Source organism: Veillonella sp. ACP1 (assembly GCF_000286635.1).
Lineage (GTDB): Bacteria > Bacillota > Negativicutes > Veillonellales > Veillonellaceae > Veillonella > Veillonella atypica.
Genome location: NZ_ALKL01000001.1, coordinates 151,107 through 164,464, shown reverse-complemented (window position 1 = coordinate 164,464; position 13,358 = coordinate 151,107). Strand labels below are relative to the sequence as shown.

The 13,358-nt window shown below is 40.3% G+C and carries 15 protein-coding genes; 6 read left to right on the top strand and 9 right to left on the bottom strand.

Annotated elements, in window-relative coordinates; genetic code table 11:
* The first annotated feature begins 74 nt into the window (after positions 1 to 74).
* On the top strand, positions 75 to 1,430 hold the full coding sequence (locus HMPREF1151_RS00790; RefSeq protein WP_005375750.1) for a lyase family protein: 1,356 nt from the start codon (positions 75 to 77) through the stop codon (positions 1,428 to 1,430).
* A 130-nt stretch (positions 1,431 to 1,560) separates the two neighbouring features.
* Here HMPREF1151_RS00790 and HMPREF1151_RS00785 read toward each other — a convergent pair whose 3' ends face one another.
* The 3 genes from HMPREF1151_RS00785 to HMPREF1151_RS00775 all read right to left on the bottom strand — a co-directional run bounded on the left by HMPREF1151_RS00785 (position 1,561) and on the right by HMPREF1151_RS00775 (position 4,486).
* Positions 1,561 to 2,742 (bottom strand): metallophosphoesterase, encoded by a 1,182-nt coding sequence (locus tag HMPREF1151_RS00785; RefSeq protein ID WP_009660656.1) that lies wholly within the window; start codon positions 2,740 to 2,742, stop codon positions 1,561 to 1,563.
* A 69-nt stretch (positions 2,743 to 2,811) separates the two neighbouring features.
* Positions 2,812 to 3,912 (bottom strand): A/G-specific adenine glycosylase, encoded by a 1,101-nt coding sequence (gene mutY / locus HMPREF1151_RS00780; RefSeq protein WP_009660720.1) that lies wholly within the window; start codon positions 3,910 to 3,912, stop codon positions 2,812 to 2,814.
* Positions 3,913 to 3,964: 52 nt separating this feature from the next.
* On the bottom strand, positions 3,965 to 4,486 hold the full coding sequence (locus HMPREF1151_RS00775) for an 8-oxo-dGTP diphosphatase (protein ID WP_009660666.1): 522 nt from the start codon (positions 4,484 to 4,486) through the stop codon (positions 3,965 to 3,967).
* Between the two features lie 109 nt (positions 4,487 to 4,595).
* On the opposite strand from HMPREF1151_RS00775, the gene HMPREF1151_RS00770 reads away from it, so the two are divergent.
* From HMPREF1151_RS00770 to HMPREF1151_RS00760, 3 genes are all read left to right on the top strand, one after another.
* Positions 4,596 to 5,366 carry a DUF4931 domain-containing protein gene (locus HMPREF1151_RS00770; RefSeq protein WP_009660709.1) on the top strand — a complete coding sequence of 257 codons (771 nt, stop codon included), beginning with the start codon at positions 4,596 to 4,598 and terminating at the stop codon, positions 5,364 to 5,366.
* Positions 5,367 to 5,417: 51 nt separating this feature from the next.
* Positions 5,418 to 6,227, top strand: a complete 810-nt coding sequence (locus HMPREF1151_RS00765; RefSeq protein ID WP_009660661.1) for a metallophosphoesterase — start codon at positions 5,418 to 5,420, stop codon at positions 6,225 to 6,227.
* A 69-nt stretch (positions 6,228 to 6,296) separates the two neighbouring features.
* Positions 6,297 to 6,527: a hypothetical protein gene (locus tag HMPREF1151_RS00760; protein WP_009660702.1), complete on the top strand. Its 231-nt coding sequence runs from the start codon at positions 6,297 to 6,299 to the stop codon at positions 6,525 to 6,527.
* 144 nt (positions 6,528 to 6,671) lie between these two features.
* Here the strand turns inward: HMPREF1151_RS00760 and tnpA are convergent, their stop codons facing one another.
* From tnpA to crcB, 5 genes are all read right to left on the bottom strand, one after another.
* Positions 6,672 to 7,136, bottom strand: a complete 465-nt coding sequence (gene tnpA, locus HMPREF1151_RS00755; RefSeq protein ID WP_009660630.1) for an IS200/IS605 family transposase — start codon at positions 7,134 to 7,136, stop codon at positions 6,672 to 6,674.
* A 377-nt stretch (positions 7,137 to 7,513) separates the two neighbouring features.
* The gene (locus HMPREF1151_RS00750) at positions 7,514 to 7,933 is read right to left on the bottom strand and encodes a hypothetical protein (RefSeq protein ID WP_009660617.1); all 420 of its coding nucleotides are present in this window, start codon (positions 7,931 to 7,933) and stop codon (positions 7,514 to 7,516) included.
* A 2-nt stretch (positions 7,934 to 7,935) separates the two neighbouring features.
* On the bottom strand, positions 7,936 to 9,117 hold the full coding sequence (locus tag HMPREF1151_RS00745; RefSeq protein WP_009660652.1) for a hypothetical protein: 1,182 nt from the start codon (positions 9,115 to 9,117) through the stop codon (positions 7,936 to 7,938).
* A 160-nt stretch (positions 9,118 to 9,277) separates the two neighbouring features.
* Complete coding sequence (locus HMPREF1151_RS00740) at positions 9,278 to 10,252, bottom strand: molybdopterin-binding protein (protein ID WP_009660590.1); 975 nt, start codon at positions 10,250 to 10,252, stop codon at positions 9,278 to 9,280.
* A gap of 99 nt (positions 10,253 to 10,351) precedes the next feature.
* Complete coding sequence (gene crcB, locus HMPREF1151_RS00735) at positions 10,352 to 10,729, bottom strand: fluoride efflux transporter CrcB (RefSeq protein WP_009660648.1); 378 nt, start codon at positions 10,727 to 10,729, stop codon at positions 10,352 to 10,354.
* A 134-nt stretch (positions 10,730 to 10,863) separates the two neighbouring features.
* Here crcB and HMPREF1151_RS00730 point away from each other — a divergent pair, with 134 nt between their 5' ends.
* Positions 10,864 to 11,247: a helix-turn-helix domain-containing protein gene (locus HMPREF1151_RS00730; RefSeq protein WP_009660602.1), complete on the top strand. Its 384-nt coding sequence runs from the start codon at positions 10,864 to 10,866 to the stop codon at positions 11,245 to 11,247.
* A gap of 229 nt (positions 11,248 to 11,476) precedes the next feature.
* Here HMPREF1151_RS00730 and HMPREF1151_RS00725 read toward each other — a convergent pair whose 3' ends face one another.
* Positions 11,477 to 12,199: a GntR family transcriptional regulator gene (locus tag HMPREF1151_RS00725; RefSeq protein ID WP_009660730.1), complete on the bottom strand. Its 723-nt coding sequence runs from the start codon at positions 12,197 to 12,199 to the stop codon at positions 11,477 to 11,479.
* A gap of 201 nt (positions 12,200 to 12,400) precedes the next feature.
* Between HMPREF1151_RS00725 and HMPREF1151_RS00720 the strand changes: the two genes are divergently transcribed.
* Complete coding sequence (locus tag HMPREF1151_RS00720; protein WP_009660668.1) at positions 12,401 to 13,321, top strand: diacylglycerol kinase family protein; 921 nt, start codon at positions 12,401 to 12,403, stop codon at positions 13,319 to 13,321.
* The last annotated feature ends 37 nt before the right edge of the window (positions 13,322 to 13,358 follow it).

The window sequence follows — 13,358 nt, the reverse complement described above, 5'->3', positions numbered from 1 at the left end:
TTTTCGTTTTTCTGTATATAATAGAAAGGAACCGACGATAGGTCGGCATGTCTTTTAAGGAGGTTGTAAACATTATGGAAACAAGAATTGAATATGATTCAATGGGACCAGTCGAAGTCGACGCTAGACGAATTTACGGACCTCAAACGCAACGCTCGTTCAATAACTTTAAGATCGGTGACCACCGCATCCCTATTGAACAAATCAAAGCGCTTGCGCTTGTCAAAAAAGCATGTGCTTTAACCAATGCAAAATGTGGCGCAGTAACTGAGGAAAAAGCGAAACTCATTGCCCAAGTAGTAGATGAAATCGTAGATGGCAAATGGGATGAGGAATTCCCATTGACCGTATTCCAAACAGGCTCTGGCACACAAACAAACATGAATGTGAACGAAGTTATCGCTCACCGGGCTAAGCAGTTAGATGAAGCTAATCCACTTCATCCTAACGACGATGTAAACCGCGGCCAAAGTACAAATGATACATTCCCAACAGCAATGCATATCTGCGGGTACTTTGAAATTACAAAACGCGTAATTCCTGCATTGGACGGCCTTATTGTATCCTTTGAAAAATTGCAAGAAAAAGGTATAGGCTTGCAAAAGGTTGGTCGTACTCACCTACAAGATGCTACTTTCATCATGGTGGATCAAGAAATTAGCGCCTTTGTAGACGGCCTAAAAACTGCCAAAACTATGCTCCTTCAAAACGCTGACTACCTACTCGACGTTGCCCTTGGCGGCACTGCCGTTGGTACAGGTGTGAACACACCTAAGGGATATCTAGACGTTATGGAAACCGTATTGCCAGAAGTAACAGGCGCTCCATTCCGCGTTAAGAATAATAAATTCCAAGGCCTATCCTTAAAAGATGCGTTCATGATGGCTCACGGCGCACTTAACACATTGGCTACTACATTGTTTAAGATTGCGAACGATGTCCGTTTCTTAGGATCCGGCCCTCGCTGTGGCTATGGCGAATGGCATCTTCCTGAAAACGAACCAGGCTCCTCCATCATGCCAGGTAAGGTTAACCCTACCCAATGCGAAGCTCTTGCTATGGTATGTGCCCAAGTATTCGGTATCAATACAACCATGACACTTTGTGCAGGTAGCGGTGCGTTCCAATTGAACGTGTACATGCCTATCATGATCTATGATTTTGTTGAAAGCTGTCGCCTCCTCGCAGATGCGATGAATTCCTTCACTACACACTGCATCGACGGCGTAGAATTCGTACCTGAAAAACTTAAATTCTTCGTAGAACAATCCCTTATGATTGCTACTTCCTTAACACCATACATCGGCTACGATAAGAGTGCTAAGGTCGTAAAAGAAGCATACAAACGCGGTTGCTCTATTAAAGAAATCATCTTGGAAGAAAAACTCATGACCGAAGACGAATTTGCTGAAGCAGTTCGCATGAAATAAACCTCTCACATCTCTTTGACATATCTATAACATCCTCTCATACCTCAAATGAACGGAAAAAAGGACGCCATAGTTCTAAATCCTTCAGTATATACTACTGAAAATTAGACTATAGCGTCCTTTTTAATTGCTATGCCACCCCATCAAAGAACGTAATAACCGTAATTTCTCTCGGACAGTTAATACGAATAGGGAACCAGTGCCCAGATCCGTTATTGACGTAGCATACGCTATTTTTTTCTGTATAGCGACCTTTTACATATGGTGTACCAATCGGTACCCAAGGCATACCAAAGAGGATAATTTGTCCACCATGAGTATGTCCGGACAAGGTTAATGGCACATTGCGTTCAATGGCTTCATCAAAGAATTCTGGATGGTGAGCCAACAGAATAACAAAGGCATTATTAGGGATACCGGATAAGGCCTTATCAATCATGGCTTCACGGTTTTCTTTACGCCGTTCATTGTCATAGGATACACCAGCCATATAGACCGGCTGTTTACCACCCATGATTTGAATATTGTCATTAATCAGTACGTTTAATGGCGTTTTTGTTTTAATATCATCGACGATTTTATTTACATCGTGATGGAATTCATGATTGCCAAGGATATAGTCTACGCCATCAGGAATTTGTTTTGCAAATACCTTTAAGCGATCACAGACTTCAGGTAGCCATTGTATCTTGTCGATAAGGTCACCGGTGATGACAACGCGGTTTGGGTGTTCTAATAGTGCTAATCGCAAGATTTCATCAAAGTCATCTAGGTCGATACTTGGCCCAATATGGATATCACTGAGTTGCACAATCTTGTAATCTGCAAGTCCTTGCGGTAAATTGGTGTAACCAAAGCTTTCATGGGTCACAACGATTTCTCGTTGTCCTTCATAGGCAGCATAGCCAGCACCACCCATAGCAGCCAAAGGTACAAGGGTGCCTACGGTTCTAAAGAAAGCACGGCGCCCAGTCCGTTCTTCTACGGGAACCTTATGTGAGATACGGTTTACCAGTGCATAGATCAAGGCCAATATGATGAAAACTGGTATACACAAGAATATGGCGAATACTACGCCATAACTTTCCGTTCTAAACAAGTTAAGCCATTCATACCAAGGCGTGCCGTATAGATCAACTTGGTATAAGAAATAGTATCGCACCGCACAGAACCAACCAGCGACTACCAAAATATAGGCCAGCCATGCAGGCCATAGTTTTTTCGGTTTCCATAAATAGAGGTACAATCCCCAAAAGCCTAGAAAAGCTATGGCTAGCACCACGAGAAACACAATATTTATAATTAATTGCATATACGCTCCTAACTGTATATCAAGTAATGGCTAATACATTGAGATAAAATCAGTGTTCGTCTCATAAATTTATTCTACAATAGGACATAATTCTGTCAATTTACCATGAGGTCCCGCCCAAGCATAATCGGCGAATTCCTCCCGTTTGATAAGCATCCAATCCTTCGGTAATTGCGTTTGTATCGATTCTATTGATGTATGATCTCCAGTATACAGCAAATCGCCTCGAAAGGCCTTCATAAACCATTTACGATGAGAAAATACATGAGTTAATTCTTTCACAATAACTGGTTGCAAGGATAAACCAAAACCCAATACCCCTACGATCTCAGTTAAACCAGATTCTGCCGCATCATAAGAATCCGCATGTTCTACAGATGGAAATTCCCACATGGAGCGCAACAGACCTCGATTAGGGCGTTTATGTAGCAAATAATAGTCGCCATAGCTGAGGATGCCTACAAAAACAGGCACATCTACAACCTTTGTTTTCTTGATACGCACAGGCAATTGATCGGTTACATTATGTTGGTACGCATGACACATATTGACGATAGGGCACTCACCGCAACGTGGCGTCTTAGGGATACATACGGCTGAACCAAAATCCATCAAGGCTTGGTTAAAATCGCCTGGTCTATCGTGAGGCAATGTATCCTCTACAATTGCAGTTATGGCCTTCTTGCCCTTTGTGCTCAAAATATCATCGAATATGCCGTACAAACGGGCATAGATACGCAACACATTGCCATCAACGGCCACCTCTGACTCGCCATAGGCCATGGATAGCACAGCGCCGGCCGTATAGGAACCGACGCCCTTCAAGGATTCCATATCCTTGCGATTATGAGGTACTATGCCACCGTAATTATTCACCACATCTTGCACGCCTAGGCGTAGGTTCCGAGCACGGCTATAATAGCCCAGGCCTTGCCACGCATGAACTACCTCATCTTCTGTGGCCTTTGCCAAGTCCTCCAGAGTCGGAAATAGACGCATCCAATTATCATAATAGGGCTTCATCGCCTCAATGCGAGTCTGTTGGCTCATTACCTCAGACACCCACACCTTATAAGGGTCACCGCAGTCACGCCACGGCAAATCCCGTTTATTTACATCATACCACGCCAACAACTGTGGCACCCACTTGGGGTTATTTATCTCTTTCATAGTTCCTCAATATAGGTATATGTGAAAGCACATCCTATACTTTCACTACACTCTATTCATTAATATATACATCAATACGGGCCAACAATTCACTTTCCATGACTGTGTCGACCTCTGTTAAACGCATGTCTTCTACATGACTGTTATCTGGGCCAAAACGGATAGGTCCTTTCAATAACTTGCCCTCTAATAGCATAGGAAGCCACGTACGGTCCCCTTCCCACATATGCTCATAAGGGACATCGGCCAATGTAAACCAATGCGGCTCCATCTCGTCTGATTCAATGGGGTTTACATCGGTAACACGCACAAAATATACATAGCCCACATGGGTTAGACTTTCATCATAGGGAAACTGAAAGTCAAAAAGGGCTACGCATTCTAGATCAGACGCATCAACGCGTATGCCCGATTCCTCATACAGTTCGCGCACGGCACATTGGCGAAAGCTTTCACCAGCATTGATTTTACCGCCAAATCCATTATATTTATCAGCGCCAAAACCGCGTTTTTTGCGGCCTAGCAAAATTCTATTTTTTTCATCTATAGGAAATACCAAGGTTGTCGGTTTCATAAGACCTCCTATAATTTGGTAAAGATTATTAATATATTATACCATTATTTCATGTGTAATACTGTCATTTATGGTATGATTAAAGGTATGAGATGAAAGGAGGCGCACCATGAACGAACCACTTATATTTGACATTGCACTAGGGCGTACAAAGCCTGTAAATATGCGTGACGCAAGTGTGCGCTGTCCATTCTGCGACCGGTCAAAGTTAACAGATATTCTGGCACAAGATGGTCACATCATATGGCTCATGAATAAATATCCAGTTCTCAAGGATACATGGCCTACGGTCATCGTTGAAACAGAAGGCGATCAAGGGGAATTATCTACCCTCTCTCTCGACGAAGCAACACGTATTATTCAATTTGGCATGGATAAATGGCATGAAACAATTAGCACCAAAGAATTTGAATCCGTTTTATTCTTTAAAAATCACGGTCCCATGTCGGGCGGTTCCATTCGCCATCCGCACAGCCAAATTATAGGCCTACGCAACTATGATTATCACGAGGACATTACGGTCAAGAACATGAATGGTTGGCTATTACACGAAGATCAAGATATCCGCATCACCTTATCCAAACACCCTATTATTGGATTCTTTGAATACAATTTGCGGTATAAACCTGATGCGCCTGTCCGCTCCATCGCCATGCGCTTACAACAGACCATACGCTATGTACTAGATAGCTTAGCAAAATTTTCCCAATCCTATAACTATTTTTTCTATCAACTAGAAGATGGTTACGAATATATCAAGGTGATTCCTCGCTATATCACAACGCCGCTCTACGTGGGTTATAAAATTCCACAAACGTGCAATGATGAACGAGCTGCGAAAATTTTACAGAATATTACACCCTATTTTGAATTGAAATAAGAACCCTCTGCTACGAGTTCCGTAGATTAGAGGACTCTAGTAAGGACATATATGAACATTTACGCCATTGGAGACCTTCATCTATCAGGCAATCCACCTACGAAGCCGATGAACATATTCGGTCTCCACTGGGACAATCATTGGCAACGTATAAAAGAACATTGGCTGTCCACCGTCACCGATGAGGACATTATCTTTCTCGTAGGCGACATGAGCTGGGCTTTGCGCCTCGATGAAGCGCTTTATGACCTCAACGAAATCGCCAGTCTCCCAGGCCAAAAATTTATGATCCGCGGCAATCACGATTATTGGTGGTCCTCTGCCAACAAAATGAAAAATGCCATGGGCGATGCTATAACCTTTTTACAAGGCCACGGTACGGCCCGTATCATCAATCTCACCACTCAGGTTAATACGCTTACTGGTGAAATCCAGTCTACCGAACATCAATGCATCTTAGCCTTTGGTGGCACCCGTGGCTATATTTGTCCTGATGATGCTAGCTTTGAACCGGATACAGATCAATCTATCTATGATAGAGAAATCTTGCGTACCGAAGCGGCATTGCAGGAAATGGAGCACGCTATCCAAGCGTTGCAAAAGGAACATGTTGAAACACAGAATACAGATGAGCCACTACCTGTAACACGTATTTTACTGTTACATTATCCACCATTCAACGAAAACAACGCCCCATCAGGCTTTACAGACCTTATGGAGCGCTACCAAGTCGATATATGTATATTCGGTCATTTACACGACCAGACGTCATTCAAACGAATCCCAACTACATTCGGAAATACTAAATTAGAACTCGTTTCTGCAGATTATGCAGAATTTAAAATACAAAAAATATTGTAATTTGAATCCCTATGAGCGCATAACTGACATATTATTCAAATGTGCATCATACATGTATAAAGGAGCATTATGAGTCGCATCCATAAAGAGCATTTACAAGCAGGCTATATCTTTGGTGATACCATCAATCAAGAATATATCTACTTGCCATCCGGCGAGGTGGGCACAGACCATCCATTGGCAGTTCTCGAAACACCTACAAAACGCGAGGACCTTACATTAGACGAAGCGGTTCATATGATTGATATGCTAACATTAAAACGGTGTAGCCACCCTACATTAGGTAAAAAATCATTTTAAATCATAACCACCCGTAGAACGGGTGGTTTGCTCTGACCCTATAATAGTCTTTCTCTAGTGGTAGCCCTCTAAAGAGGGCTTTAAATGATCTGACAATCGCTCTATTACCACTAGCTGACCCCTACTCGGGAGCTTTTATTTTGTCTATTTTACCGGCTCACCCGTAAACGGGTCAGTATATTCTTTAAAGTTTAATGTATCTTGTGCTATATCTTCTTGTAGTTGATTGCGAATATACTCTTTTATCGCTCCTTCGTATCTTCCCACTGTATCCACATAATATCCTCTACACCAGAAATATCTATTTCCATACTTATATTTTAAATTCGCGTGTTTATCGAATATCATGAGGCTACTTTTACTTTTTAAATATCCCATAAAACTTGATACACTTAAATGTGGTGGAATAGTTACTAGCATATGAATATGATTCGGACAGCATTCTGCCTCTATAATCTCTACATTTTTTCTATTACATAAATCTCTTAAAATTTTACCTACATCAGCTTTTATCCGTCCATAAATTATTTGCCTTCTATACTTTGGTGCAAAAACAATATGATATTTACATCTCCATTTACTATGTGATAAGCTTTTTACGTCATTCATTGACATTGAACCTCCTATGTTGAAATGTTGTGGTTGCCAGACCAACTTCATTTTACCACTAGGAGGTTCTTTCCTTTTCTCTAAGAATTTTTTACCGACCCCCGGTTTAACTGGGGGGGGTTAGTCATGCCTATTCGGCGTACAATATAAAATAATGTTGGAAGTGACACTGTAGTGGTGTCACCCCAACATTTATTATAGAACCACTAATCAACTATTTTCTATCTAAATATACAACCTTCATATTAAACAAGAATATAAATATTATTTAAGCAAAATAGTAAGCATTAATCCACTATACCTATTAACCTATTTTATAATAGTTCAACACAATAATGAGATATGCTAAAGTTTAACAACCTATTCTTATTTACTAACTACTTTTCAGTACTCAAAACTACTATTACCCTATTATCAGAAGAATGTCCCTCAATTTTAATAGTAACATCATAATTTAAATCATAGCCTATTATATGTCTATTTTTATATTCACGCCACTTAATTCTGTCATTCGAAAGTAAAGCTTTAATTTTTTCAAATTCAATATGCTCATATATAATTTTAAAATTATAAACCTGACTATTCCTACCTGTAGCATAATGATCTTCATTTACCTTATAAGAAGATATACTTACAAGCTTTTGCTCATATGATTCAAGCTTTTGAATTTGGTTAGGTCTATTAAAAAAAACAGCTACTGTCATAAAAAAAATGATAATCACACATATAACAGTAAAACCCAAAATAAGCTTAAACGATAAAGGCAATAAATTAAAATAAGACATTATTTTTTTCATAATTAATCCTCTATTTCAAATTGAGTTCTAATAGCTCGAATACGATTCTCTAAACTTTCCATATCATTTGTTTCTCTAATTTCAGCTTCAGGTTCTGTTGGAGGAGGTGAATATACACCATCAGGTTGATCTGGTGTATAAGTTGATAAATCTACAGAAGTATCATTCACCACATATTCTGATGGAACTTCACTTTCCAACTTCTCTGTATAAGAAAATGATATTGTTGCCTCTGGCGAAACATTCATAGTTTTAGACTCAGTTATATTGGTAGGGCCCAGACTATAACTTTCACCACCACCAGTATTCATTGATATTGAAATAGCCCCACCTGTAAACCCTTGCTCACCATATAAAACTCTAGTGTCACTGGTTGTTGATTGAACTGGGAATGCACTTGGCCCTATAGAAACTTGGTCTGTAACATATGAAGAACCTTCCGAATCTATCCCATAACCTCTTGAAAATCCAATTCCAACAACATCAGTAATACCTGCTCCAATCCCTTTGAACTCAGAATACAAATGATCTTTACGTATATATTTTTTCTTTTCTCTTAGTTTATTAATATTATATCTATTACTTTGAGCTAAGTCATAATTTAAATCTGCTAATGCTAAATCTTTATTATCTTCTGAAATCCCATCAAGATCAACTCTATCAATATGAAATAAACCTTCATTCCACTTTGTAGCATAAGATGTAGTTGCAGCACCACTATTACTTGATTTCCCACCTACTACACCATGCGCAATGGACTTAGCAACTTTACCATCCTTAGTTGTTGGTTGCCAGTTATGTAGTTGTTCAAATGCATTTTTAGAGAATAGACGGGCTAACTCTTGACGTTCTTCAATTTTCTTTTTATCGAAAATCTTATCTAATTGATCTAATGTATTCTCTGTATTGGTATTAATCGTCTTAGTATCAATTTCTTTACCATCTACTGTTAGTATATCATCAGAAATAGCAGATTGAGTAGTCGAGCTTGCTTTACCTTTAGATTCTACGCCTAAATTTGGAACTAGACCAATACTGTTATAAATCTTATCATAGCCATCTTCTCCAGCATATATACCTGCTTGGTGAGTTACGCTTTTCCATTTACTATCAATGCGTCTTACACTTGCACTTATACTACCTGTTGGATTCTTGAAATTAGGTTTAGAGAAAACGGAGAACACTAAGTACAATAAAATTAAGTAATAGTATGATAACGCAAAGGGACTGTAGCGAAATACGGTTTTACCGCATTTCGCTACAGTCCCTTTTTAGGTATATTTCTTATTTTATTCAGGTATAAACACTACTATTATAAAGATAAGATTTATCTTTAAATCTATTTTAACCTAAGAATCCCCCATGGCCTAGTGCAATACAATCTTCTTTTGTAATTTCATCGTCTGCGATGAGCCGTGGCACGATTTCATCAAAGGCCGTTGGTTTGCTAAACAATACACCACCTGGTACGCCTAAAATTGGCGTGCCATCAGCACAGTATGCAATGCACACCATAGAGCCTGGCAAGACAGGGAGTCCATAGGTTACAACTCGGTCTGCATAGCGTTTAATGGCGCCCGGTGTTAAATCATCAGGATCGACACTCATGCCGCCGGTACAGAATATGATGTCTGCACCCGCCGCTTTTACCTTATCGATGGCTGCCACAATGTCGTCCGTGTTATCTGTTACGATTTCATGGGCGATTTTTTTGACCCCAAATTCTGCGCAACGCTCCTCGATAATAGGTGTGAAAGCATCCTTAATGCGCCCTTCAAATACTTCAGAACCAGTTGTTACAATCCCCATTGTTTTACGTACAAATGGTTTTATGTTTAAGATAGGACCACCAATTTTTTGAGCATCCACAACCTGTTGCTCTTCCAATAACAATGGAATACAACGCATACCGGCGATTTTATCACCTGCTTTTACAGGCGTATTATTCAATTTTGTAACGATGGTCAATTCGCCGATGCTATTGATAGCGTATAGTTTATCTACATCTACCTTAAGTAGACCATCAACATCGGCAATGGCCTCTATTTTGCCTTGTGCCATGGGACCATCGTGCATATGGTCCCCCTTTGCGATAGCATACAAGGCACGGGCCACATCTTCTTCATGGAGAAACCCTTCATCTTCTGGTTCCATCACATAAATATGTTCTTTACCAAGATCGAGTAATTTGGGCACATCTGCTTCTGTAATCACATGACCACGGCGGAAGGGTGTATCTTTCACTTCGCCGATGACGATGCGTACAATATCGTGTACCAAGGCATGTCCTACGGCATCTTGTACTCTTATTTCTTTCATAATCTAACCTTTCAATATCTATTCTATTTCATGTATATCAAGCGTAATATATAGCAATACATTTACTATATCATATGAACGATAGCTGCTAATATGCATTTACGCACATACGAGTTTAGCAATCCACATACCGATGGCACAAAGGGCTAAACCGCCGAGGATTTGCACCGCCCCATAAAATAGAACGTCGGTGAAATCACCGGATATTAGGAGCTGTAAGAGCTCAAAGGCAAATGTAGAAAAGGTCGTAAAGGCACCAAGGCCACCAACGACCAAGAAGAACCGAACCCATTGAGGCCAGTCGGGTCTACAGAGATAGGCACCTAAGATGATACCGATGATTAAACACCCGATTAAATTAACCGTAATGGTACCAAAAGGATAAGGTCCTAGCCGCGCCATTACCCATTCACCTACCACTGTTCGCGCTAATGCACCAAGAGCACCGCCGCAGGCGATAGCTATATATTTTTCCATAATAGATCTCCATAAAATTAACGATTCGTGTAATTATCATATATACATAATAATTATCACATATTACGTATTAGTCAACAATGTATTTGCTAAGTATACTAAAAGCACAAGGTAGGGATCGGAAAGGAGGTCTTATGAAGGATCCTACACTTACAATGCCGGCCTACCGACGGAATCATTATCAGGACCCAAAATTTCAGCAACAGTATATGTGCTTGGGTCACAAAATCTCTACCCTGCGAACGTCGATGGGCATTTCACAACGACAATTGGCCGATGTCGTGGGCATTAGTCGCAGCTATTTGAGTAAATTAGAATGTGGATACGGAATATCAGGCGTATCCATTGAGGTAGTATTTAAAATTGCTTATTGCCTCAATATTTCTACCAGTCAATTGCTACATCTTCGTATGCAAGACTATAAATCCTGTAATAGACATCTTTCTAAACATTATGAAAGAGTCGAATTTTTCCGACTAGCACATCAGCGCTTTTTGGAACTAAAAAAACGTCTCTAATCAACAGACCTCATATGAATAGAGACAAAATTAATTCTTTATTACACTCTCTTCTATTCAATTAAAATAACATTATATAACCTTTCAAAAATTAGATTAACAAGATAAAGTAATTCCTACTTAACACGTACAACATATATAAAAGATAAACCCCTTACAATATCTTATATATGACTTTGCAAAACAAAGGACCCTATCTAGGGTCCTTTTTACTATGTCTATGTAGTTTTTATACTTCGTTCAATTTCTTATCTTGTAATTCCGCATTAGCCCGTTTAAAGATAAATGCATTATTGATATGCTCGCGCATCGCATTTTCTGCGGCCACTTCGTCGTGACGTTCAATGGCATCTACGATGTGATCATGTTCATCGTCGCAATCGTGTGTGCGCACTGCATTGAAGGAACTTAAATACATATCGCGATTTACGCGTTCACGGAAATCGGCTAAGTAATCAACAACGCGATCATTGCCCGAGAATTGAGCAATCATGCTGTGGAATCGGCTATTAACCTCTACGCGTGCCGTAGCGTCCTCAATGGCATGCATTTCCTTGCATAATTCCTTAAGCTCTGCCACTTGTTCTGGCGTAGCGTGACGAGCACACAAACGCGCCCCCAAACCTTCCATAACCTCGCGACATTGATATAGCGCCACGATTTCTTCTGGCGTATCCGCCTTAACAGTAACACCCTTCCATGGCACGATAACAACAAGATTATCTTTTGCTAATTTTCTGAAAGCTTCGCGAACTGGCGTTGCACTGACTTTGAGCTGTTCTGCGATCTTAACTTCATTTAGTTTTTCTTGCGGTAATAGCTCCCCTGTTAAAATAGCCTGTTTCAAGGTCACATAAACTTGTTCACTTAAAGGCAATCGTTCAATTGAATCTACAGCGGAAAAATGATACACATCTTTTGGTTCTTTTGTACCCTTCACGTCTTTTGTCATATTTCTAGCCTTAGGTCCCCTCTAATGTTTACACGCTTTCATACTTTCAATGAACGCCTAAAATGAGTATAATAGAATGTAAGCATTTTTATATACGAACACATGTATATATAATAATTGTATACCCTATAATTATAAGTCCCGTACATATGACTGTCAATTTCAAGATAGTCACAGTTAAAAAGTGAGGAAGTTACCCCTATGAGTCGTTGTTTGGTTATCATTAACCCTGTATCTGGCGGCGGTGCAGCACGCCGATACGCCCTTGATTTACAGTGGAAATTGAGCACCCTTTTTGACACAATTGAAGTTAAATTTACCACCGGTGCCGACGATGCAACCCATTTTGCAAAGGCCGCTTGTGAAGATGGTTTTGACGCCGTTTTCTGCATGGGTGGCGATGGTACCGTTAATGAAACGGTGAATGGTATCGCTCAAGGTGGTTTCAAAGCAACCTTTGGCTTTATTCCGGTAGGAACCGTCAACGATATGTCCCGTGCTCTCGGCATTCCACAACGACCATTAGAGGCGATTCGCCGCCTCGATATCAACCAAGTTCGCTCTATCGATATTGGTCGCTGCAACGATAAATACTTCTGCAATAACATTGCAGCCGGTGTCATTCCAAAGGTTATCGAAGAGGTAACGCCAAAGGAAAAGCGCATCTTAGGTCCATTGGCCTACTTCTTGCGCGCCGGTCAAGCCCTCTTCACCACAAAGGACTATACATACCGCATTCAAACGGAAGATGATGATTTCATTTGCAAATCACCACTTGTATTAGCCCTACTGACCAACGTAGTGTCTAGTTTTGAACGCTTTATGCCAGAGGCTTCCGTAGATGATGGGTATATGCGCCTCGTTATTTTTAAGGAATACTTTATCCTCGACATCTTCAAGGTTCTACCTCTTATCCTAAGTGGCGCCATCTACAACTCTAGCAATACAACGACATTAACAGTCAAAAAAGCTCATATCGAATTATTGAGCAATATAGATAATTTACCAACCAACATGGATGGTGACGCAGGTCCTTATATGCCTGTAGACCTTGAGGTATTACCACGGGTCCTCAAGGTATTTGCACCGACAAAACATCAAAAGAAAAAACCGCTTCTCTAAGCGATACGAACCCCCTTTGCTGGCAAACCAGTAAAGG